This window comes from Microbacterium sp., from assembly GCF_052102115.1.
Lineage (GTDB): Bacteria > Actinomycetota > Actinomycetes > Actinomycetales > Microbacteriaceae > Microbacterium.
In genome coordinates, this window is the sequence record NZ_JBQDVP010000014.1 from 21,056 (window position 1) to 43,476 (window position 22,421).

At 66.7% G+C, this 22,421-nt stretch carries 23 protein-coding genes and 1 pseudogene; 20 read left to right on the forward strand and 4 right to left on the reverse strand.

Features of this window, described 5'->3' with window-relative positions:
• The first annotated feature begins 8 nt into the window (after positions 1 to 8).
• A complete protein-coding gene (gene arr, locus ACTICP_RS06470) occupies positions 9 to 410 on the forward strand; it encodes an NAD(+)--rifampin ADP-ribosyltransferase (protein ID WP_441890671.1) in 402 nt (133 codons plus the stop codon).
• Positions 411 to 517: 107 nt separating this feature from the next.
• Here the strand turns inward: arr and ACTICP_RS06475 are convergent, their stop codons facing one another.
• Positions 518 to 2,068, reverse strand: a complete 1,551-nt coding sequence (locus ACTICP_RS06475) for a dolichyl-phosphate-mannose--protein mannosyltransferase (protein WP_441890673.1) — start codon at positions 2,066 to 2,068, stop codon at positions 518 to 520.
• 35 nt (positions 2,069 to 2,103) lie between these two features.
• On the opposite strand from ACTICP_RS06475, the gene rsmI reads away from it, so the two are divergent.
• Together rsmI and ACTICP_RS06485 are read left to right on the forward strand one after the other, a co-directional pair.
• Complete coding sequence (rsmI, locus tag ACTICP_RS06480) at positions 2,104 to 2,925, forward strand: 16S rRNA (cytidine(1402)-2'-O)-methyltransferase (protein WP_441890675.1); 822 nt, start codon at positions 2,104 to 2,106, stop codon at positions 2,923 to 2,925.
• A complete protein-coding gene (locus ACTICP_RS06485; protein WP_441890677.1) occupies positions 2,922 to 3,533 on the forward strand; it encodes a class I SAM-dependent methyltransferase in 612 nt (203 codons plus the stop codon). Before rsmI ends, ACTICP_RS06485 begins: the two co-directional genes overlap by 4 nt.
• On the opposite strand, the gene ACTICP_RS06490 is transcribed toward ACTICP_RS06485, so the two are convergent.
• On the reverse strand, positions 3,530 to 4,084 hold the full coding sequence (locus ACTICP_RS06490; RefSeq protein WP_441890679.1) for a hypothetical protein: 555 nt from the start codon (positions 4,082 to 4,084) through the stop codon (positions 3,530 to 3,532). The two genes, ACTICP_RS06485 and ACTICP_RS06490, sit on opposite strands and share 4 nt — an antisense overlap.
• 107 nt (positions 4,085 to 4,191) lie before the next feature.
• Between ACTICP_RS06490 and ACTICP_RS06495 the strand changes: the two genes are divergently transcribed.
• From ACTICP_RS06495 to ACTICP_RS06555, 13 genes are all read left to right on the forward strand, one after another.
• Positions 4,192 to 5,397, forward strand: coding sequence for a sensor histidine kinase (locus ACTICP_RS06495; protein WP_441890681.1), 1,206 nt, complete (start codon positions 4,192 to 4,194; stop codon positions 5,395 to 5,397).
• Positions 5,390 to 6,037 (forward strand): response regulator, encoded by a 648-nt coding sequence (locus ACTICP_RS06500; protein WP_441890683.1) that lies wholly within the window; start codon positions 5,390 to 5,392, stop codon positions 6,035 to 6,037. Before ACTICP_RS06495 ends, ACTICP_RS06500 begins: the two co-directional genes overlap by 8 nt.
• A gap of 43 nt (positions 6,038 to 6,080) precedes the next feature.
• Positions 6,081 to 7,658 carry a methionine--tRNA ligase gene (metG, locus tag ACTICP_RS06505; protein WP_441890685.1) on the forward strand — a complete coding sequence of 526 codons (1,578 nt, stop codon included), beginning with the start codon at positions 6,081 to 6,083 and terminating at the stop codon, positions 7,656 to 7,658.
• 62 nt (positions 7,659 to 7,720) lie between these two features.
• The gene (locus ACTICP_RS06510; protein WP_441890687.1) at positions 7,721 to 8,041 is read left to right on the forward strand and encodes a hypothetical protein; all 321 of its coding nucleotides are present in this window, start codon (positions 7,721 to 7,723) and stop codon (positions 8,039 to 8,041) included.
• Complete coding sequence (locus tag ACTICP_RS06515) at positions 8,041 to 8,919, forward strand: TatD family hydrolase (RefSeq protein ID WP_441890689.1); 879 nt, start codon at positions 8,041 to 8,043, stop codon at positions 8,917 to 8,919. The genes ACTICP_RS06510 and ACTICP_RS06515 overlap by 1 nt, the downstream gene beginning before the upstream one ends.
• Positions 8,920 to 8,975: 56 nt before the next feature.
• Positions 8,976 to 9,824, forward strand: coding sequence for a 16S rRNA (adenine(1518)-N(6)/adenine(1519)-N(6))-dimethyltransferase RsmA (rsmA, locus tag ACTICP_RS06520; RefSeq protein WP_441890691.1), 849 nt, complete (start codon positions 8,976 to 8,978; stop codon positions 9,822 to 9,824).
• 9 nt (positions 9,825 to 9,833) lie between these two features.
• A complete protein-coding gene (gene mgrA, locus ACTICP_RS06525) occupies positions 9,834 to 10,901 on the forward strand; it encodes an L-glyceraldehyde 3-phosphate reductase (protein ID WP_441890693.1) in 1,068 nt (355 codons plus the stop codon).
• A 7-nt stretch (positions 10,902 to 10,908) separates the two neighbouring features.
• On the forward strand, positions 10,909 to 11,841 hold the full coding sequence (locus ACTICP_RS06530) for a 4-(cytidine 5'-diphospho)-2-C-methyl-D-erythritol kinase (protein ID WP_441890695.1): 933 nt from the start codon (positions 10,909 to 10,911) through the stop codon (positions 11,839 to 11,841).
• A gap of 93 nt (positions 11,842 to 11,934) precedes the next feature.
• Positions 11,935 to 12,354 carry a hypothetical protein gene (locus ACTICP_RS06535; protein WP_441890697.1) on the forward strand — a complete coding sequence of 140 codons (420 nt, stop codon included), beginning with the start codon at positions 11,935 to 11,937 and terminating at the stop codon, positions 12,352 to 12,354.
• A gap of 106 nt (positions 12,355 to 12,460) precedes the next feature.
• A complete protein-coding gene (locus ACTICP_RS06540; RefSeq protein WP_441890699.1) occupies positions 12,461 to 13,474 on the forward strand; it encodes a LacI family DNA-binding transcriptional regulator in 1,014 nt (337 codons plus the stop codon).
• A gap of 126 nt (positions 13,475 to 13,600) precedes the next feature.
• On the forward strand, positions 13,601 to 15,151 hold the full coding sequence (gene mmsA, locus ACTICP_RS06545) for a multiple monosaccharide ABC transporter ATP-binding protein (protein WP_441890755.1): 1,551 nt from the start codon (positions 13,601 to 13,603) through the stop codon (positions 15,149 to 15,151).
• Positions 15,148 to 16,503 (forward strand): multiple monosaccharide ABC transporter permease, encoded by a 1,356-nt coding sequence (mmsB, locus tag ACTICP_RS06550; RefSeq protein ID WP_441890701.1) that lies wholly within the window; start codon positions 15,148 to 15,150, stop codon positions 16,501 to 16,503. Before mmsA ends, mmsB begins: the two co-directional genes overlap by 4 nt.
• 37 nt (positions 16,504 to 16,540) lie before the next feature.
• The gene (locus ACTICP_RS06555) at positions 16,541 to 17,662 is read left to right on the forward strand and encodes a substrate-binding domain-containing protein (RefSeq protein ID WP_441890703.1); all 1,122 of its coding nucleotides are present in this window, start codon (positions 16,541 to 16,543) and stop codon (positions 17,660 to 17,662) included.
• Between the two features lie 70 nt (positions 17,663 to 17,732).
• On the opposite strand, the pseudogene ACTICP_RS06560 reads toward ACTICP_RS06555, so the two are convergent.
• Positions 17,733 to 18,210 (reverse strand): annotated as a pseudogene (locus ACTICP_RS06560) (nucleoside deaminase).
• Positions 18,211 to 18,268: 58 nt separating this feature from the next.
• On the opposite strand from ACTICP_RS06560, the gene ACTICP_RS06565 reads away from it, so the two are divergent.
• A complete protein-coding gene (locus ACTICP_RS06565; protein WP_441890705.1) occupies positions 18,269 to 20,071 on the forward strand; it encodes an ABC-F family ATP-binding cassette domain-containing protein in 1,803 nt (600 codons plus the stop codon).
• On the opposite strand, the gene ACTICP_RS06570 is transcribed toward ACTICP_RS06565, so the two are convergent.
• The gene (locus ACTICP_RS06570; RefSeq protein WP_441890707.1) at positions 20,052 to 20,654 is read right to left on the reverse strand and encodes a TetR/AcrR family transcriptional regulator; all 603 of its coding nucleotides are present in this window, start codon (positions 20,652 to 20,654) and stop codon (positions 20,052 to 20,054) included. The genes ACTICP_RS06565 and ACTICP_RS06570 overlap by 20 nt on opposite strands.
• A gap of 54 nt (positions 20,655 to 20,708) precedes the next feature.
• On the opposite strand from ACTICP_RS06570, the gene ACTICP_RS06575 reads away from it, so the two are divergent.
• The 3 genes from ACTICP_RS06575 to ACTICP_RS06585 all read left to right on the forward strand — a co-directional run bounded on the left by ACTICP_RS06575 (position 20,709) and on the right by ACTICP_RS06585 (position 22,349).
• Positions 20,709 to 21,248 (forward strand): HXXEE domain-containing protein, encoded by a 540-nt coding sequence (locus ACTICP_RS06575; protein WP_441890709.1) that lies wholly within the window; start codon positions 20,709 to 20,711, stop codon positions 21,246 to 21,248.
• Entirely contained in the window at positions 21,245 to 21,379 is a 135-nt protein-coding gene (locus ACTICP_RS06580; protein WP_441890711.1) for a hypothetical protein, read from the forward strand. The genes ACTICP_RS06575 and ACTICP_RS06580 overlap by 4 nt, the downstream gene beginning before the upstream one ends.
• Before the next feature lie 67 nt (positions 21,380 to 21,446).
• Positions 21,447 to 22,349, forward strand: coding sequence for a MetQ/NlpA family ABC transporter substrate-binding protein (locus ACTICP_RS06585; protein WP_441890712.1), 903 nt, complete (start codon positions 21,447 to 21,449; stop codon positions 22,347 to 22,349).
• The last annotated feature ends 72 nt before the right edge of the window (positions 22,350 to 22,421 follow it).

The window sequence follows — 22,421 nt, forward strand, 5'->3', positions numbered from 1 at the left end:
AACAGGGCATGACCGAAGACGGGCCGTTTTTCCACGGTACGAAGGCCGACCTGAGTGTCGGGGACCTTCTGACGGCGGGCTTCCGCTCGAACTACCGGCCGGAGGTCGTTATGAACCACATCTACTTCACCGCGGTGGCCGACGGCGCAGGTCTCGCCGCAGAACTCGCCCCGGGTGATGAAGCGCCGCGGGTGTACATCGTGGAGCCCACCGGTGCGTTCGAGGACGATCCGAACGTGACCGACAAGAAGTTCCCCGGCAATCCGACGCGCTCGTACCGCAGCAGCGATCCGCTCCGTGTCGTCGGGGAGACCGATGAATGGACGAGGCAGACTCCCGAGGGCCTGGCGACATGGCGCGACCGCCTCGCCGTGCTGCGAGAGGACGAGCGCGGCACGATCATCAACTGACCTCGGCGTGCCGGCCGTTGCCGCGCCATGTCAGATGGTTTGGGTCGGTTATCGACGCTCAGAACCGACCCAAACCATCTGGCATCGGCGGCTGACGCGCCGCGAGACTATACCCAGGTCGGCATCCAGTTGTGGATGAGCCAGAACTCGTACGGCACGTTCATGCCGGTCCAGACCGGATAGAAGAATGCGGAGACGACCACGACCGTGACGAGGAACACCATCACGGTGCGCTCTCCTGCCTGACGCCGGTACAGCGGATCCTCGCGGCGTCCGGCGAGCTCCCGCAGCGTGAACACGAGCGCGAGCACGAGGAACGGCATCATGACCACGGTGTAGAACTGGAAGATCGTCCGCTCGGGGTACAGCAGCCACGGCACGTAGGTGACGGCGAGGCCGACGAGCGGTATGCCGTAAACCCATGGCATCGGCCGTCGTTCGATGAGGCCCCGAACGAATCGGTACAGCAGGTAGATCGCCGCGGCGACCCCGGCGTACCAGATCAGCGGGTTCGGCACGGTGGAGATCACCGACATGCAGTGGTCGGTTCCGCAGCTCTGATCGTCGCCGACCCACACGGCGGTCGGGCGGATGAGGAGCGGCCACTCCCACGCCGGGCTCGCATACGGGTGCCCGGAGGTGAGCCCGATGTGGAACCCGTAGATCGACTCGTGGTACTTCCACAGTGCGAGCAGCGGGTTGCCGTCCGACCCGCGATCGTAGCCGCCCGCGGTGACCAACCATCCGGTCCACGAGACGACGTAGGTCACGACAGCGGCGGGCACGAGCAGCAGGAACGACACCGCACCCTGGCGGGCGGCAGCATCCATCGGCCAGTACGCGACGCCCGCACGGCGCCGGGCGAGCGCATCGGTGACGACGAGATAGATGCCGAGCCCCGCCAGCGCATACAGGCCCGACCATTTCACGGCTGTGGCCGCACCAAGAGCGACACCTGCCGCGATGACCCACGGACGCCGCCAGATGATCGGCCCCCACAGGTACTCACGCTCGTCGCCCTGCGCATATTCCACAAGTGGAATAGAACGGCGACGGTCGAGGAGGATGAAGAAGAACCCGAGCAGGACGAAGAACGTCAGGATGCCGTCGAGCAGCCCGATCCTGCTCATCACGATGCTGAGCCCGTCGATGGCGAGCAGAAGACCGGCGACGAACGCTGCGACGATCGAACGCGTCAGCTCTTTCGCGACGAAGTACACCAGCAGCACCGTCGCGGTGCCCACCAGCGCGACCATGAGACGCCACGCCGCGCTGTTGCCGGGGCCGAACAGCCCCATTCCCAGCGCGATGATCCACTTGCCCAGCGGCGGATGCACCACGAAGCTCCCGGTCCCGGTGAGCGAGCTCGTATCGCCGGTCACGAACGCTTCGTTCGCGCCGTCGCCCCAGGTGCCTTCGTAGCCGAGCGTCCACAGCGACCAGGCGTCTTTGACGTAGTACGTCTCATCGAACGCGAGCGTCTGCGGGGTGGCGAGGTTCGCCAGGCGCAGCACGGCTGCGAGAGCCGTGATCACCAGCGGTGCCAGCCAGCGGATGACGCGGTGCCACTCCGGATCCAGCAGCAGCCGGTCGCGCAGGCGCCCCCAGAGCGTCAGGCGCTCCTCAGGAGGCGGGAGCAGAGGCGCAGGCGCAGACACGGCATAAGCCTACGGCGCGCGCCTAAGCTGAACGGGTGATCATCCTCGCGGCGACTCCGATCGGAAACCTCGGCGACGCATCCCGCCGCCTGGTCGAGGTGCTCGAGAATGCTGAGCTCGTCGCCGCAGAGGACACCCGCACGACGCAGCGTCTGCTGCAGGCGCTGAAGATCGAGAACCGGCCGCGGCTGATCGCCCTGCACGACCACAACGAGAAGCACAAGGCCGCTGAGCTCGCCGAGCTCGCGATCGACGAGGACATCGTCGTCGTCAGCGACGCGGGGATGCCGGCGATCAGCGACCCCGGGTACGGGCTGGTCGCCGCGGCAGCGGAACGGGGCGCGACCGTCACCGCGATCCCCGGCCCCAGCGCTGTGATCATGGCGCTGGCGATCTCGGGACTGCCGACCGACCGGTTCACATTCGAGGGATTCCTGCCCCGCAAACCGGGGGAGCGGCGTTCCGCCCTCCGTGCTGTGGCGTCCGAGCCGCGCACGATGGTCTTCTTCGAATCTCCGTCGCGCCTCGCCTCGGCGCTCGGCGACATGGGCGCCGCGTTCGGGCCGGATCGCCGCATCGCCGTGTGCCGCGAGCTGACCAAGTTCTACGAAGAGGTGCGGCGCGGCACGGCATCCGAACTCGTCGAGTGGGCAGAGGCCGGCGTCAAAGGCGAGATCGTCGTCGTCGTCGAGGGGGCAGCACCCGTCGCGGCATCCGCCGAGGATGCCGGCGCCCAGGTGCGGGCACTGGTCGACGGCGGTATGCGCCTGAAGGACGCCTGCGCCGAGGTCGCCGCCGCCACCGGTCTCAGCTCCCGCGACCTCTACCAGCAGGCCCTCGCGTCGCGGAAGTCGTGACGGACGCGTCGATCGCCGCGGCCTATGATGCCCGCGCCGCGGAGTACGTCGACGTCGCCGGCGACATCGCGCAGCTGGATGCTGCAGACCGCACCCTCATCGCGCGCTGGCGAGATGCTACGACTGGACCGTTGTTGGATGCCGGGTGCGGCCCGGGTCCGTGGACATCGTTCCTCCATGACGGTCACCGGGATGTGGTCGGGGTCGACATCTCTGAGCAGTTCATCGAGGCAGCCCGCGAGCGCCACCCGCATCTGCGCTTCGACGTCGGTTCGTTCCGTGCACTCCCGTACGAAGACGCCACGCTCGGCGGCATCCTCGCCTGGTACTCCCTGATCCATACCCCGCCCGCCGATCTCCCCGCCGTCTTCGCCGAGTTCGCCCGCGTGCTCGCCCCCGGCGGCGCTCTCCTCGTCGGGTTCTTCGATGGAACGTCGCGCCGCGTTTTCGACCATGCCGTGACGACGGCGTATTTCTGGTCGCCGAACGACCTGCGATCCCTGCTCGCGGAAGCCGGCTTCACGGTCACCCGGCACGAGCGTCGTGAGCGGTCTGGCGATGAGGTCAGCATCCGCCCGCACGGCGCCGTGGCGGCGGTCAAGCGCTAACGCTTCGCCACCGGCCGCCCCGCTTCGGCGACCGTGACCCACACCGGCCAGCCCACCAGCCAGATCGCGGTGATCGCCCAGACTCGCACGATCCAGCCGACGAGCTCTGCCGTCCGCTCGGGATCGCCGACGAGCCACGTGATGCCACCCAGCACCGCCGTGGCGATGACAGCGCACAACAACATGCGCCCCCATTCCTTCCACTCATGGGCGACGCGCTCCGGCCCGTGCTTGGGCACCCGCTCGGGCACGGGTCCGCGGGCGAAGCGGTGCGAGAACCAGGCGTCGACACGGGTGATGATCTGGTGCCCGAAGGCGATCGTGAAACCGAGGTAGACGGCACCGAGACCGTGCGTGAAGTCGGCGGTCGCCCCGGCGACGCCGAGATCCCAGGCGATCAGGCTCAGCAGTGCGATGTCCAGAAGCGGCACGCACAGCAGCAGCACGGTGGACAGACGCCGCAGCCGCAGAAGATACCGGGTCGCGAGTCCGCCGAACAGTACGACCCAGAAGCCGATCTCGCAGGCGAGGATGGCGATGAAGATGTTCATGTCTCCACGATCCGGCGAAGCGCCGAGGATCGGATCCTGCGAGTGGTCGCCCTTTCCTCCTCCGATCGAAGGAGGCCGCCCCCGCCGGTGTCGGGCAGGATGAATCCATGGTGGTCTCACGCATCGGGGTGGTCTCACGCATCGGACAGATCGTGCCGCGGCTGAGCGCCCGTCCGCGCACGCGCGATGCCGTGGTCGCCGTGCTGTACCTGCTGTGCGGTCTGGCGCTGCTGCAGTTCGGCGGTTACGGGGCATGGCCCGCGTTCCAGCAGATCGTGGCGCCCGGGGCGCCGCGCTTCGGCACGATCTTCCTCGTGCTGCTGGTCGCGATGGCGGCTCTGGCCACGGCGCGCTCCACGCGGCCGTTCACCGTGCTGGCAGTGAGCGTGCCGCTGGTTGCGATCGATCTGCTGTTCGGCGGCAGCCTGGGCGTGCTGCTGCTGTTCGCCGACTTCGTGTACTGCGCGTTCCGGTACGGGACAGATCGCGGCATCCGTGTCGTGCTGATCAGCATCGTCGCGCTCTGCGTCGTCATCGTCGTCATCTTCCTCATCTGGCCGGCGACCGCCGTGCAGTTCGCGACCATCGCCCTGCAGTGGGTCCTCTTCATCCTCATCGCCGCGCTCTGGGGCTGGAACGTGCGCAGCGAGCGGATGCGCACCCGCGCCGTGATGTCCGAGCAGCACCTGCGTTCGACGCAGCGGCTCCGACAGCGCATCGCCCACGATCTGCACGACCTCGTCGCCAACCAGATCGCCGTCGCCGGGCTCAACATCGAGGCCGCACGACTGGCGATGAAGGGCACCGGTACGGCTTCGGACGAGATCGACGAGAGCCTGAGCCGCGCGACCCGCGGCACCGATGAGGCCCATCACGAGCTCAGACGCCTCATCGCCGTGCTGTCCACGGTCGATGACATAGAGCATCCGCCCGACCGGCCGCTGGGCGATCTCGACGACCTGCTCCCGGTCGGCCGCACCCTCGTGCGCCAGGGGGTCGGGCTCGACGACGCCCTGGCCGGCTTGACGCCGCGATCGGCGGACATCGCACAGCGCGCGCTCCAAGAACTCGTCACGAACGCCGTCAAGCACGGCACCGGAGACATCGAGCTCGCCGTCGCTGACGACGACCCCGTGACCGTGCAGGTCTCCAACAGGGCCTCGATTGCTGCCAACGCGGCGGCGGGCAACGGCATCGGCATCAATGGCGCCGCCATGCTCGTCTCCGGTGTCGGCGGAAGCGTGCGCTCCGACGCCACCGATGACGGACACTGGCAGGCAACGATCACGATCCCCGAGGAGCATCATGACTGACAGCATCCGCGTCGTCATCGTCGATGATCACGAGGCCGTGCGCAGCGGCGTGGCCGCGATCCTTCGATCCGACGCCGCGATCGAGGTCGTCGGGGAGGCCGAGAACGGGCTCGACGGCGTCGCCCTGTGCCTGCGAGAACGACCCGACATCGCCCTGGTCGACCTGCGGATGCCCGGGACCGACGGCATCTGGGCCACCGAGCGGATCACCTCAGAGACCGGCACGCGCGTGCTCGTGCTCACCACGTTCGACTCCGACGATCTCATCGCCCGCGCGCTCGCGGCCGGAGCGCGCGGCTACCTGCTCAAGACCACCCGCGGTCCGGAGCTGGTCCAGGCGGTGCACCACGTCGCCGAGGATCGACACGTCATCGACCCCGCGGTGGCGGGCAGCGTCATCGCCCAGCTCAACGATCGGTCAGAACCGACGGCCGCTGCTCCGCCCGAGACGCTGACATCACGCGAGTCAGAGGTGCTCGCGCTGCTGGCCGAAGGGTTGACCAATCAGCAGATCGCCGACCGGCTCGGCATCGGCTTGACGACGGTGAAGACGCATGTCGGGGTGCTCTACGACAAGACCGGTACGACCTCGCGGGTCCAAATGGGGCGCCTCGGCGGGCACGGACACGGCGGTCGCTGACACACGGGCATCCACTCGCGGCATCCCGCCTAGAATTGACCGCATGCCCGCAGGCGATTCCTTCTACATCACCACGCCCATCTACTACCCCTCCGATGTTCCGCACATCGGGCACGGGTACACGTCGGTGGCCGTCGACACGCTCGCCCGCTGGCACCGCCAGGCGGGCGACGACACCTGGATGCTGACCGGAACCGACGAGCACGGACAGAAGATGCTCCGCGCCGCCGCGGCGAACGACGTCACCCCGCAGGCATGGGTGGACCGGCTCGTCTCCGAGAGCTGGTTCCCGCTGCTGGAGACGCTCGACGTCGCCAACGACGACTTCATCCGCACCACACAGGAGCGGCACGAGAAGAACGTGCAGGTGTTCTTCCAGCGCCTGTACGACGCGGGCTACATCTACGCCGGCGAGTACGAGGCGCTCTACTGCGTGGGTTGTGAGGAGTTCAAGCCTGAGTCCGAGATCGTCGACGGCACAGGGCCCTTCGAGGGGCTGAAGGTCTGCGCGATCCACTCCAAGCCGCTCGAGCTGCTGCAGGAGAAGAACTACTTCTTCAAGCTCAGCGAGTTCCAGGACCGCCTGCTCGAGCTCTACAAGAACGAGCCCGACTTCGTCCGCCCGCACTCCGCGCGCAACGAGGTCGTCTCGTTCGTCAGCCAGGGCCTGAAGGACCTCTCGATCTCGCGCTCCACTTTCGACTGGGGCATTCCGCTGCCCTGGGACGAGTCGCACGTCATCTACGTGTGGGTCGACGCGCTGCTGAACTACGCCACGGCCGTCGGGTACGGCTCCGATGAGGAGAACTTCGCCCGCCGCTGGCCCGCGTACCACGTCGTCGGCAAGGACATCCTGCGCTTCCACGCCGTGATCTGGCCGGCGCTGCTGATGGCCGCCGGCGTCGACGTGCCCCGCGGCGTCTTCGCGCACGGCTGGCTGCTCGTCGGTGGCGAGAAGATGTCGAAGTCGAAGCTCACCGGCATCGCGCCGTCCGAGATCACCGACGTCTTCGGCTCCGACGCGTACCGGTTCTACTTCCTGTCCGCGATCGCGTTCGGTCAGGACGGATCGTTCAGTTGGGAAGACCTCTCGGCGCGCTACCAGGCCGAGCTCGCCAACGGCTTCGGCAACCTTGCGTCGCGCACGATCGCGATGATCGAGAAGTACTTCGATGGTGTGGTTCCCGCGCCGGCTGAGTACACCGGGCCGGATCTGGCCATCCAGAAGATCGTGGCGGATGCCGCCACCGCAGCGGATGCCGCGATCGAGCAGTTCCGCATCGACGAGGCGATCTCGTCGATCTGGACCATTGTCGACGCCCTGAACCACTACATCACCGAGAACGAGCCGTGGGCACTCGCGCGCGATGAGGAGCAGCGCGGGCGCCTGGGCACGGTGCTCTACACCTGCGCGGAGGGTCTGCGTGCGCTTGCCGTGCTGCTGTCGCCGGTGATGCCGCAATCGACCGGCAAGCTGTGGTCGGCGCTCGGCGTCGCAGAAGCGCTCGGTGACCTGCAGGCGCAGCCGGTCAGAGAGGCCGGCGCCTGGGGCGTGCTCGCACCGGGAACGGCCGTGCAGACACTCGCGCCGCTGTTTCCCCGTGTGGAGTCGCAGTCCTGAGCACTGCTGAGCGCATCGGATAGGTTGAGGGCGACGAAAAGTCACCAATCAAGGGGGAGAACATGTCATCGGCAGCCGAATTGACGACAGATGTCACCGCAGACCCGGCAACGGCGAAGCAGAAGATCGATCAGGTGCTCAGCGCCGAGAAGGCGACGATCGCCGGGACGGCCCCTGACGGGTCCGTCACCGACTTCACGACGCGCAAGACGATGCTCTCGTGGGAGCTGCAGGGGCGGATCACCCTCGCTCCGACGGCTGGGGGCACGAGCATCCACCTGGTACTGGACACCCACAACAACCGGCCCACGGCACTGGCTGATGGGATGAAGAACGCACGGAGCGCAAAGAAGCTCATGGAGAAGATCACCGCAGCATTCTGATGGCAGAGACGTACGTGAAGGCGCGGGAGGCGGACGGGCGCAAGGACCTCCGCTATCCCGCCGCACCCGAGCCGCTCACGGTGCGGGTGTACGACAACCACGCGCACCTGGAGATCACCGACGGCGTCGAGCCGCTCTCGCTCGCCGAGCAGCTCGATCGGGCAGAGGCGGTCGGCATCGCCGGTGTTGTACAGGCGTCCGGCGACATCGAGTCGTCACGGTGGGCGGTGGATGCTGCGGCATCCGATCCTCGTGTCCTCGCCGCCGTCGCGATCCATCCGAATGACGCGCCGGTCTATGCCGAGGCCGGGCGCCTCGACCACGCCATCGGCGTGATCGACGAGCTCGCCGCGCACCCGCGGGTGCGCGCGATCGGCGAGACCGGGCTCGACTTCTTCCGCACCGGGCCCGAGGGGCATGCAGCGCAGTTCGAGGCGTTCGAGGCGCACATCGCGCTGGCCGAGAAGCACGGCATCGCGATGCAGATCCACGACCGCGACGCCCACGACGCGGTGCTTGAAACCCTGGCGCGGGTCGGAGCGCCCGAGAAGACGGTGTTCCACTGCTTCTCGGGTGACGATGCGATGGCGCGGGTCTGCGCGGATGCCGGGTACTACCTGTCGTTCGCGGGCAATGTCACGTTCAAGAATGCGCAGAACCTGCGGGATGCTTTGCAGGTCACCCCGCTCGATCGCATCCTCGTCGAGACGGATGCTCCGTTCCTCACCCCCGTGCCCCTGCGCGGCCGTCCGAATGCGCCGTACCTCGTGCCCATCACCCTGCGTTTCCTGGCTGCCGAGCTCGAGATGCCCGTTGACGACCTGGCAGCGCAGATCGCCGAGAACACCCTCCGTGTGTACGGCCCGTTCACGGGCTGATCTCGCGGCAGGGCTGGGCGAATAGGGTGCCAGTGCGCATGGGGGACAATGGCAGGATGACCGTCACCCTGCTCGGCGCCACCGAGATCCGCCGCCTCGCCGCCGAGCTCGACGTCACCCCGACCAAGAAGCTCGGCCAGAACTTCGTCGTCGACGCGAACACCGTTCGCAAGATCGTGCACGTGGGCGGTGTGCAGGCGGGGGAGAGCGTCGTCGAGGTCGGGCCGGGGCTGGGCTCGCTGACCCTTGCGATCCTCGAGACCGGGGCTTCGGTGACCGCGGTAGAGATCGACCACCGTCTCGCCGCCCGGTTGCCGCAGACGGCCGCTGACCACGGCGTTCCAGACGGCTCCCTTACTGTCGTCGACGCCGACGCGCTGCGGGTCACCGAGCTCCCCGGCGATCCGACCGTGCTTGTCGCGAACCTGCCCTACAACGTGTCCGTGCCGGTGCTGCTGCACTTCATGGAGACGTTCCCGAACCTGCAGCGCGGCGTCGTCATGGTGCAGGCCGAGGTCGGTGAGCGCCTCGCGGCGCCTCCCGGTGGCAAGACCTACGGTGCACCGAGCGTCAAGGCCGCCTGGTACGGGCCCTGGCGCCTGGCCGGCACCGTGTCCAGGCAGGTGTTCTGGCCGGTGCCGAACATCGACAGCGTTCTCGTCGCCTTCGAACGCGACGCGCAGCCCCGGGGCGACGAAGACCTGCGTCGGGCGACCTTTCGGGTCGTGGATGCCGCGTTCCAGCAGCGGCGCAAGATGCTGCGGCAGGCGCTCGCTGCTGTACTCGGTGGCACGGCGGCCGAGGCATCCGCTCTTCTCGAGCGCGCGGGCGTTGCGCCGACCGCCCGCGGTGAGGAGCTCACCGTCGACGATTTCATGAGAATCGCGCAGACGCTTCAGGGCTAACCTGGTGTCGTGACCGAATCGCCGCGCTTCCGCTCCGACGTCCCCGACATCCACCGCCCTTATGCGGCGAAGGATGACCGCTACCAGCAGTTCGAGTACCGCCAGGTCGGCACCTCGGGGCTGTTCCTCCCACCCATCTCTCTGGGCCTGTGGTGGAACTTCGGCGACAACATCCCGCTCGACAACCAGCGCGCGCTCCTGCGTCACGCGTTCGACCGCGGCATCACGCATTTCGACCTGGCCAACAACTACGGCCCCCCGCACGGGTCGGCCGAGAAGAACTTCGGGCGCATCTACCGCGAGGACTTCCGCCCGTACCGCGATGAGCTGATCATCTCGTCCAAGGCCGGCTGGGACATGTGGCCGGGGCCCTACGGCGACCTGGGCAGCCGCAAATACATCCTCGCCAGCGCCGAGCGGTCGCTGGAGAGCATGAACCTCGACTACGTCGACATCTTCTACTCGCACCGCGTCGACCCGGTGACCCCGGTCGAAGAGACCATCGGTGCGCTGGACACCCTGGTACGGCAGGGCAAGGCGCTCTACGTCGGCATCTCCTCGTACAGCGCCGAGCGCACCGCGAAGGCCGTCGAAGTCGCCCGCGACCTCGGCACCCCGCTCGTGATCCACCAGCCCTCGTATTCGATCCTCAACCGTTGGATCGAGGCCGAGCTCACCGACACTCTGCGCACCGAGGGGCTCGGTGCCATCGCGTTCACGCCGCTCGCCCAGGGGCTGCTCACCGACAAGTACCTCGCCGATGGCACGGCGCATCGCGCCCAGAAGCGTGCGTCGATCTCTGAGAAGCCGCTCTCCGCGGAAGGGCTCGCGATCCTGCGAGGGCTGAACGAGATCGCGACCGAGCGCGGTCAGTCGCTCGCCCAGATGGCCCTGCAGTGGACGCTGCGCGACCCCGTGGTCGTCTCGGCCCTGATCGGCGCCTCTCGACCAGAGCAACTCGACGAGAACATCGCCGCCATCGGCGGGCCGGCGTTCTCGGATGAGGAGTTCGCCCGCATCGACGCGCTCTCGAACGGGATCGACGTCAACATGTGGGCCACCTCGTCCGCGCTGTGAGCTGACCATGAGCCTCGCCGCCTTCCCCGAATCCGTGCATGTGCGCGCCCCGGGGAAGATCAACGTCTACCTGGGCGTCGGCGGCCGTCATGACGACGGTTATCACGCCCTGGCGACGGTGTTCCAGGCGGTGTCGCTCTATGAGGATGTGCACGCCACCGAGGCCGCCGACTTCACGCTGAGCGTATCGGGCGTCGACGACGCAGAGAGCGTGCCCGTCGACGACCGCAACCTCGCGATGCGCGCCGCGAAGATGCTCGCCGCCGCCACCGGATACGAGGGCGGCGTGCACCTCGACCTGCGCAAGAGCGTTCCCGTCGCCGGGGGCATGGGCGGAGGATCGGCGGATGCTGCGGCCGCCCTCGTCGCGTGCGATGCGCTGTGGGGCACTGCGCTTCCGCCGCAGCGCCTGCACGAACTAGCGGCGCGACTGGGCGCCGATGTGCCGTTCGCCCTGCACGGCGGCACGGCCGTGGGCACGGGGCGCGGCGACCAACTGAACCCCGCCCTCGCGCGAGGCCGGTTCGACTGGGTGCTGGTCACCAGCGGCGACGGGCTCTCGACGCCAGAGATCTATGCGCGGCTCGACGAGCACCGAGCCGAGAACGCTGCGCTCGCCGACGATCCGCCGATGTCGCTGGACGTTCCGATCCCCGTCCTGCAAGCGCTGCGCGCGGGCGATCCGCACTCGCTCGCCGCCAGCATATTCAACGACCTCGAAGTATCGGCGCTGCTGGCACGCCCCTCTCTCGACGACGTCATCAACGAGGGGCTGCATGCCGGGGCGCTCAGCGGTATCGTGTCGGGTTCCGGGCCGACGATCGCGTTCCTGTGCGAGACGGCCGAGAGCGCGCGCTACGTGCAGGCCGAGCTGCAGGCCACCGGACGCACGGCCCTGCACGTGCACGGCCCGGTGCCGGGCGCTCGCATCATCTCCTGAGTTCACGGAATCTTCACCTGAGCTGTGATCGGGAGGCCGTCGGTGCGGCCTACCGTTGAACCCAGATGACACCCCACTACCTCAGGAGCGATCATGGGTCTGTTCAACCGCAAGTCGATGGAACAGCGTCAGCAGGACGCGATGAAGATGGCTGACGACATCGGACAGGGGAAGGGCTTCTACGGCAAGATGACGAAGGCGTTCCTGGGCAGCGAGTTCACCGAACAGGTCGCGCAGGCGACCTCGTCGATGCACCAGGCCGACCATGCATCCGCTCTGCGGGCACAGGGCGCACCGACCGAGACCGTCACGGTGCTCGGCATCCAGGACACCGGGCAGTCCGTCAACGACAACCCGCACATCGTGCTCACGGTCGAGGTCGCCGGAACGCCGACTGCACTGGCGACGCTGGTGTCGCGCCTGGAGATCCCGCGGGTAGGTGAGCAGGTGCTCGTCGTGCGCGAACCGCAGACCGGGACGCTCCTGTACGCGGGGTTGGCGCCGCGCACCTGATCGTTCGGATCGGACGACGCGACGCCTCCCGCGGATGCGCGAGCTGTGCTCGGGGGACATAATGGGATGATCCATGTGACCGTGCACACGCAAAGGAGGCGTCTCGATGGCTGCCTCCGGCGAACGTGCTCGCGTCCCCAGCATCCGCGACGTCGCACGGCTCGCCGGCGTCTCGCATCAGACTGTCTCCCGGGTGCTCAACGACCATCCGAGCATTCGTCCTGAGACGAAGAAGCGGGTTCAGGACGCCATCGTCGTACTGGACTACAAGCCCAATCTCGCAGCTCGCGCCCTCGTCACCAGCCGCACCAGCACGATCGGCGTGCTGTCGGCGACGATCGGGGAGTTCGGCCCCACATCGTCGATCGCCAGCATCGAAGATGCCGCGCGGGCCGAGGGCTATTCGGTCACGACGCTGAATCTGCCCGAGACCACTCCCGAGGCGATCGGCGACGCGATTCGTCAGCTCGCGGGGGAGCAGGTCAGTGGGATCGTCGCCCTCGCGCCGCAGGTGCGGGTCTTCAACGTGCTCCGGGGCATGGCGGTCGGGGTGCCGCTGGTGAGTCTGCAGACGGCATCGGGGTCCGACGGATTCACGCTCTCGGCAGATCAGGTCTCGGGTGCCCGCGCGGTCACCGAGCACCTGATCGGGCTCGGACACCGTGACATCCTGCATCTGGCCGGCCCCCAGGACTGGATCGAGGCCGAGTCGCGCATGCGCGGCTACCTCGAGGCGCTGCGCGAGGCCGATCTGCCCACCATTCCGCCGATCCGTGGAGACTGGACTGCCGACTTCGGTCACTTCGCCGGCGGCGAGCTGGCTCGTCGCCGCGACTTCACGGCCGTATTCGCGGCGAACGATCTGATGGCGATCGGGCTCATGCACGGCTTTCGAGATGCCGGGATCGACGTGCCGCGCGAGGTCAGCGTCGTCGGTTTCGATGACATACCGGTCGCCGCGCACGTGTGGCCGCCGTTGACCACGGTGCACCAGGACTTCCCGGTGCTGGGGGCGCGTGCCGTGCAGATGCTGCTCGCCGAGATCCGCGGCGAGCAGACGCCGGAGTTCGGTCCGATCGAGCCGCAGCTGAGGGCGCGATCCTCGAGCGCATCTCGATAAGACAACGACGAGTACGCTCCACTTGACACCGGAGTTCAAGAGGCGCAATATGGTGTCTCATGTGAACGGTCACATTGAGAGTGACCGTCAAGCAATCGAGGAAGATCCGTGAGCAGCACAGCAACGATGCCAGCCGTGGCGGGGCCGATCCTGGAGATGCGGAGCATCACCAAGGAGTTCCCGGGCGTGAAGGCCCTCTCCGATGTCTCGATCACCGTGCGCACCGGCGAGATCCACGCCATCTGCGGCGAGAACGGTGCGGGCAAGTCGACCCTGATGAAGGTTCTGTCGGGGGTCTACCCCTATGGCAGCTACGACGGCGACATTCTGCTCTACGGCGAAGAGCAGCGCTTCAAGGACATCGCGGCGAGCGAGCAGGCCGGCATCGCCATCATCCACCAGGAACTCGCTCTGATCCCCGAGCTCTCGATCACCGAGAACATCTTCCTCGGCAACGAGATCTCACACCTCGGCGCGATCGACTGGCAGGCGGCCAAGACGCGTGCCATCGAGCTGATGGCCCGCGTGGGCCTCGACGAGGATCCTGACCTCGCGATCAAGAACCTCGGCGTCGGCAAGCAGCAGCTCATCGAGATCGCCAAGGCGTTGAACAAGGACGTCCGTCTCCTCATCCTCGACGAGCCCACCGCCGCGCTCAACGAGACCGACTCCCAGCAGCTGCTCGATCTGATCCGGGGCCTGAAGGCCAAGGGGATCGCGTCGATCATGATCAGCCACAAGCTCAACGAGATCGAGCAGATCGCCGACGAGATCACGATCATCCGCGACGGACGCACCGTGGAGACGCTCGACATCGCGGGTGGCGGGGTCAACGAAGACCGCATCATCCGCGGTATGGTCGGCCGCTCGCTCGAGAGCCGCTATCCGGACCGCACCCCTGAGCTCGGCGAGGTGTTCTTCGAGGTCAAGGACTGGCTCGTCCAGCATCCGACCGCCTCGGAGCGCATGGTGGTGAAGGGCTCCAGCATCAACGTGCGCCGCGGTGAGGTCGTCGGCATCGCCGGTCTCATGGGTGCCGGGCGCACCGAGCTCGCCATGAGCATCTTCGGCCGCTCGTACGGAATCTATCTCGGTGGGACGATCATCAAGGACGGCAAGGAGATCGTCCTTCCCGACGTCGCATCCGCCATCCGCCACGGCCTCGCCTACGTGAGCGAGGATCGCAAGACCCTCGGGCTGAACCTGCTCGACACCATCAAGCGCGCGATCGTCTCTGCGAAGCTGACGAAGATCGCACGCCGCGGCGTCGTGGACGACCGCGAGGAGTTCGCGGTCTCCGAGCGCTACCGCAAGGCGCTGCGCATCAAGACCCCGACCGTCGACGAGGGCGTCAACAAGCTCTCCGGCGGAAACCAGCAGAAGGTCGTCCTGGCGAAGTGGATGTTCACCGACCCCGACCTGCTGATCCTCGACGAGCCGACGCGCGGCATCGACGTCGGCGCCAAGTACGAGATCTACTCGATCATCAACGAGCTCGCAGCATCCGGAAAGGGCGTCATCGTCATCTCCAGCGAGCTGCCGGAATTGATGGGCATCTCCGACCGCATCTACACGATCTTCGAGGGACGCGTCACCGACTGCATCCCCGCTGATCAGGCAACTCCGGAGGCGCTCATGCGCAGCATGACCTCCACGAACCAGAAGGCAACGGCATGAGCACGACGACTGAGACCGAGAAGCGCGGCTTCCATTTCGGCGACATCAAGAAGATGCTGGGCGGCGGCGGCACCTCGTCGCTGCGTCAGTTCGGCATTCTGGGAAGCCTGTTGGTGATCGTCCTGTTCTTCCAGGTCGTCACGATGATGCGCAACCCGAGCGGTGCGACGCTGTCTCCGAACAACCTCATCAACGTCATCAACCAGTACTCCTTCATCCTGATCCTCGCGATCGGGATGGTGATGGTGATCATCATGGGCCACATCGACCTCTCGGTCGGCTCTGTGGCGGCGTTCACCGGCATCATCGTCGCCAAGGCGATGACGGACTGGAGTCTGCCCTGGCCGGTGGCGATCATCCTGGGCCTGGTCGTGGGAGCTCTGGTCGGCGCCTGGCAAGGATTCTGGGTCGCCTATGTCGGGGTGCCGGCGTTCATCGTGACGCTGGCGGGCATGCTGCTCTTCCGCGGTGCGAACCAGTTCATCGGTCAGTCCACGACGGTGCCGGTGCCGAAGGAGTTCGTCGTCATCGGCGCCGGGTACATGCCCGAGATCCCGATCCCCGGCCTGAACTTCAACGTTCCGACGATGATCCTTGCCATCGTCGCTGTCGCGTGGGTCATCTTCTACGAGCTGCGCACCCGTCGCATCCAGCGCCGGATGGGATCGGAGACCGCCCCGACCTGGGTCATGGTCACGAAGGTCGTCGTTCTCTCCGTCGTCATCATCGGCGCCGGCTGGCTGTTCGCAACCGGGCGCCCCGGTACGAGCTTCCCGATCTCCGGGCTGATCCTGCTCGCACTGGTGATCCTGTACACGTTCATCACCCGAAACACGGTCTTCGGACGCCACATCTACGCGGTCGGCGGCAACCGCCAGGCAGCCCGGCTGTCTGGTGTGAAGGATCGCTGGGTCGACTTCTTCGTCATGATGAACATGTCGGTGCTCGCAGCCCTTGCCGGAATGATCTTCGTCGCCCGCTCGCAGGCCTCCGGCCCCGGCGACGGCAACATGTGGGAGCTCGACGCGATCGCCGCCGTCTTCATCGGCGGTGCGGCGGTCTCCGGCGGCATCGGCACGGTGATCGGCTCGATCATCGGTGGCCTGGTGATGGCATTCCTCAACAACGGTATGGCGCTGCTCGGGCTGTCCGCCGACGTCGTCTCGATGGTGAAGGGCCTCGTGCTGCTCTTCGCCGTCGGCATCGATGTCTGGAACAAGCAGCAGGGGCGTCCCTCCATCATCGGATTCTTCACCCGTCGCCGAGCCCGAACGGATGATTTCGGCTCGTCGACCCTGCAGACCCCCGTCGCCGACGGCGCGAACGGGAAGAGGGGCACGTCCTCGCGTTGAGCGGGCGTTCCCTGACACCTTGAGAGAAAGTGATCGCATGAAGAAAATCGCAGTAGCGGCGACAGCGTTGGTCGTCACGGGTGCCCTGGCCCTCACCGGCTGCGCCGGCGGAGAGCGCGGTGGCGGCACCGATGCAGACGGCGGCGAAGAGGTCGTCGGATTCGAAGAGGGCTCGACGATCGGTGTCGCGCTCCCGGACAAGACCAGCGAGAACTGGGTGTTGGCAGGCCAGCTGTTCAAGGACGGACTGGAAGAGGCCGGTTTCAAGGCCGACGTCCAGTACGCACCGGCCAGCAACACTGTCGCCGAGCAGCAGAACCAGATCCAGGCCATGGTCACCGGTGGTGCCAAGGTCATCATCATCGGCGCGAAGGACGGCAAGCAGCTCGCCACCCAGGTGCAGGCCGCGAAGGATGCCGGAGCATACGTCATCGCCTACGACCGGCTGATTGAGAACACCGAGGCCGTCGACTACTACGTCGCCTTCGACAACTTCAAGGTCGGCCAGCTTCAGGGCAACGCCCTGCTGGAGGGCCTCGAGGCGAATGCCGGGCACGACGCTCCGTACAACATCGAGTTGTTCTCCGGCTCGCCGGACGACGCGAACTCCGCTGTCTTCTTCGGCGGCGCGATGGACGTGCTGCAGCCGAAGATCGACGACGGCACGCTCGTCGTCACGTCGGGTCAGACCGAGATCGGTCAGACCGCGACCGAGGGCTGGCTCGCCGAGAACGCGCAGAACCGTATGGACACGCTGATCACCTCCACATACGGCGGCGACACGGTGCTCGACGGCGTTCTGTCCCCGAACGACACTCTCGCCCGCGCCATCCTCACCTCGGCGACGCAGGCGGGAAAGGATGTCCCGGTCGTCACCGGCCAGGACTCCGAGGTCGAATCGGTCAAGTCGATCATGGACGGCGTGCAGTACTCCACGATCAACAAGGACACCGCGCTGCTCGTGGAGCAGTCCATCAAGATGGTCGGCCAGCTTCAGCAGGGTGAAGAGGCCGAGGTCAATGACACCGAGCAGTACGACAACGGCGCGAAGATCGTTCCGGCGTACCTGCTCGACCCGGTCATCGTCACGAAGGACAACGCCGCAGAGGCGTACGCCAACGTGCCGAGCCTGCTCGAGATCGTTGAGTCGTACGAGTAAGTCGTCTCCGACGAACGCGAGCCGTCCGGACCTTCGGGTCCGGGCGGCTCGCTCGTTCGCGGCGGACCGCTCAGTTCGTGAAGCGGCGAAGGTGTAGGGTGCGCAGCTCGTCGGCGAACTCGGCGACGGGGCCGGATGCCTCCTGCCCCGGCGCGACCGCCGTGATCGGCAGCGCGGCTACCGGTGACGGCGCGGCGCCGCGGCCGGCAAGCCAGGAGCCCAGCTGTTCCGAGCTGGCCGCGTAGACGATGCGGCCGAGGCCCATCCAGGCGTGCGCCGCTGAGCACATCGGAGGTGTAAACGGTGCTCCCCGCGCGCTCCTCGGCCGTGAGACCGGTGGCTGACCAGCGCGCAATCTCGAATTCTGGATGCCGGGTCTGATCGCCGTCCTGGACGCGGTTGCGGTCCTCGAATCGCACCACACCTTCGGCATCGACGAGGATCGATCCGAACGGTTCGTCGCCGTCATCCAGTGCTTCGCGGGCCAGATCGACGCAGCGGCGCAGGTGGTCGCGCTCCTGCGGAGTCGGTTCGTAGAAGTCGGTCATATGACCGAGGGTAGCGGCCGAATTCGGACGGGAGAACCTGCCGTAGCCTGGGAGGGACATGGCACATCTTCTCGGGGCCGAGGGCCTCCATCTGGAATACCCGACCAAGGTCGTCTTCGACTCCATCACGCTCGGAATCGAGGAGGGGGACCGGATCGGCATCGTCGGCCGCAACGGCGACGGCAAGTCGTCGCTCCTCGCGATGCTCGCCGGCCGGAAAGAGCCGGATGCCGGGCGCGTGACGATGCGCGCCGGGACGACCGTCGGCGTGCTCGACCAGGCCGACACGCTCGATGACACTCTGACGATCGCGCAGTCGGTCGTGGGGGATATGCCCGAGTACGAGTGGGCGGGCGACGCGCGTGTCCGCGACGTCATCCAGGGCCTGCTCGGTGATCTGGACTGGGATGCCGCCGTTGCGGGACTCAGCGGCGGGCAGCGGCGCCGGGTGGCGCTGGCCGCGCTGCTGGTGCAGGACTGGGACATCATCGCGCTCGACGAGCCGACGAACCACCTCGACGTCGAGGCGATCACCTGGCTCGCCGGGCACCTCAAGAAGCGCTGGGCCGTGAACTCCGGAGCCTTCCTGGTTGTGACGCACGACCGGTGGTTCCTCGATGAGGTGTGCACTGAGACCTGGGAGGTGCACGACCGGATCGTCGAGCCGTTCGACGGCGGATACGCCGCATACATCCTGCAGCGTGTGGAGCGCGACCGGATGGCGGCGGCCAGCGAAGCGAAGCGGCAGAACCTCGCCCGCAAGGAGCTGGCCTGGCTGCGCCGCGGAGCACCGGCGCGCACGAGCAAGCCGAAGTTCCGCATCGATGCGGCGAACGAGCTCATCGCGGACGTTCCCGAGATCCGCGACACGGTCTCGCTGCAGTCGCTCGCCACGTCGCGGTTGGGCAAGGACGTCGTCGATCTGCTGGATGCCGGGGTCACGTACGACGCCACCGACATCGGCCCCGCGCGTGAAGTCCTCCGCGACGTGGAGTGGCGCATTGCGCCGGGGGAGCGCACCGGCATCCTCGGGGTGAACGGTGCCGGAAAATCGACCCTCCTCGGTCTGGTCGCCGGCACCATCGAGCCGACCAGCGGGCGCGTCAAGCGCGGGTCGACGGTGCAGGTGCGCACGCTCACGCAACGCATCGACGAGCTCGCCGAGCACTGGAACGATCCGGTGCGCAAGGTGATCAACGGACTGCGCACGGAGTACACCTTCGGCAACGGGTCAAAAGCACAGGCGCTGACCCCTGGTCAGCTGCTGGAGCGGCTCGGGTTCTCATCGGCGCAGCTGTCGACGCCGGTGAAGGATCTCTCCGGTGGCCAGCAGCGCCGGCTGCAACTGCTGCTCGTGCTGCTCGATCAGCCGAACGTGCTGATCCTCGACGAGCCGACCAACGACATGGATACCGACATGCTCGCGGCGATCGAAGATCTCCTCGATTCGTGGCCGGGGACGCTTCTGGTCGTCTCGCACGACCGCTACTTCCTCGAGCGGGTCACCGACCAGCAGTACGCCGTGATGGGTGGCCATCTGCGCCATCTGCCTGGCGGCGTGGAGGAGTATCTGCGTCTGCGGGCTGCCGAGCAGAACGCCCCCGCCGCGACTCGCCCCGCCGGCTCAGCTCCGAAGCTGGATGGCGCAGCGCTCCGGACCGCTCAGAAAGAGGTCTCGGCGCTCGAACGCAAGATTCAGAAACTCACCCAGCAGATCGATACGGCCAAGCACGCCCTCGTCGAGCACGACCAGTCCGACTACGAGGGGCTGGCGGAGAAGATGAAGCAGATCAGCGCCCTCGAGTCGGAGGTCGAAGAGAACGAGACGCGCTGGCTCGAACTCAGCGAGCAACTCGACTGAGGTAGTGGTCGAGAAGCTGGGGGCCCCGCAGGGCTGCCTCAGCAGGGCTCAAGTCCGCCAACTGAAGTGACAGACCGTCGATGACGGCTTGCAGGATCGCGGCATCAGACTCGACAGACTGATCGATTTCGCGGGGGAGGACGCTCGGGCTGTCGGATGACGTCGCCCTCGCGCGCAGTAGACACTGGTAAAGCGCCGCGAGCTCGTCCGCAAAGTTCTTCTTCAGCCCTGCCAATGCCGAGTTCGTGTCGGCTTGTGTTGTGAAGGCAAGCCACACCTTGAACTCGCGCTGTCGTTCGTGTGTGAGCGGAAGAAGTTCAAGCATGATCGCCCGCGTCCAATCCTGCGTCGGACCGGTTCGCGGCTTGGCAGACAGGCGCTGCGTGAACTGCGCTGCGAGGAGCTCCATGGCGTAGTGAATCATCTGGGCACGCGTGGAGAAGTGGTGTTGGACAGTTCCGCCGGTAACGCCAGCCTCAGCGGCCACGGTCCTGACACTGACCCCCGTCATGCCATCCCGCGCAACGACGCGCCACAGCGCTTCAGCGACCCGATTCTTGCCGTCTCCTATTGCAGGTTCCATGGACTCACCTTACACTCGTACGAGACCCATACGAATGTAAGAGAGTGGTGTGAGATGGTAGCGACCGCAGAGTCTGCACGTACGAAGTCCGAGCCGACCGCGGGGCGCATCGCCGCGTCGTGGGTGGCGACCGTGCTCGCCTTGGCCGTGCACAATGGCGAAGAATGGATGTCCGGCCTGACGGGATGGATTGCCGAACATCCATGGATGCCGGGCAGGGCACTGCACGGGGACCATGCCCAGTTCGGTCTCGCCCTTGTGATCGTTACCGCTGCGGTGCTCACGATCGCCGTCATTGCCGTGGCATCGCGGGCGCGGTGGAGCGCGGAGGCGCTGGTGTGCGTGGCCTACGCCTTGATCATCAACGCCGGCAGTCACCTCGTCATCAGCGTGCTCTCCTGGAGCCCGATGCCTGGAGTAGTCAGCGGCAGTATCCTGTTGCTTCCTCTCGGTCTGGTTATCGTACGAACGATGCCACCCCTCCGTTGGACGGTGCCCACGGTGGTGACGACAGTGCTCTCGGCTGTGGTGCTCGTGGCGGGTTCGCTCCTCGTCGCAGCCGTCCTCGCGCCCATGATCTCGACCATTTCGTGAGTGCAGATCAGCAGTACGCCGTGATGGGCGGCCATCTGCGCCATCTGCCCGGTGGCGTGGTGCACGACCAGTCCGACTACGAGGGACTGGCCGGGAAGATGAAGACGTCGCGCCACCGTGACGCTCTGTGACGGAGCAATTACGCGTCGATTCTGGCGCGCGCATAGCGTGGAATCATCCCACCAGGAAGGTTCTGCCATGTCCCGTCGTCTCAACTCTGTCGTGGCCGCGTTCGCGGCCGTTCCGCTCGTCATCGGCCTGGCCGGCTGCGCCTCCGCGTCAGGCGGCGACGAAGGCGAGGGCGAAGCGAACGAGACGGTCAGGATCGGGGTTGTCGGCGAGTCCGACGAGCAATGGCCCGCCTTCATCGATGCTGCGGCAGAAGAGGGCATCACGGTCGAGCTCGTGGACTTCGGGTCCTACGAGCAGCCGAACCCCGCACTGACCGAGGGTGAACTCGACCTGAACCAGTTCCAGCACATCGTCTACCTCGCCCAGTACAACGAGGCGTCCGGCGAGAATCTCACCCCGATCGGATCCACAGCGATCTATCCGCTCGGTCTGTACTCGACCAAGTACGACGACGTCGACGACATTCCCGAGGGGGAGACCGTCGCGGTTCCAGACGATGCGTCCAACCAGGCGCGTGCGCTGCTCGTGCTGCAGTCGGCGGGTCTCATCGAGCTCTCCAGCGGCGGTACCATCTTCTCTGACGTCGCAGACGTCGATGAGTCGGCGTCTAAGGTCAAGGTCACCGCTCTCGAGGCGGCGATCCTGCCGACCTCGCTCCCTGACGTCGCGGCATCTATCTTGAACAACGACTTCGTCGAGGCCGCGGGCCTCACCTTCGAGGATGCGATCGCGCAGGATGACCCGAGTGATCCGAACGCGTTGCCGTATGTGAACGTCTTCGCGGCACGGGCTGATGATGCTGACAATGAGACATACGCCAAGCTCGTGGAGATATTCCAGACGAATGAGGAGGTCCAGGCCGGGCTCCTCGCATCGTCCGGTGACACGGCGGTGCCGCTGCAGACGCCGGTGTCCGACCTCGTCGAGTCGCTCTCGACCGTCCAGGAGGACGTTGCGGCCAACGGCTGAGATTACCCATGTGACAATCGGGCGGCGCGCTCTGCGTCGCTCGATTGTCCCGTTCCTTCCGCACTGGAGAGA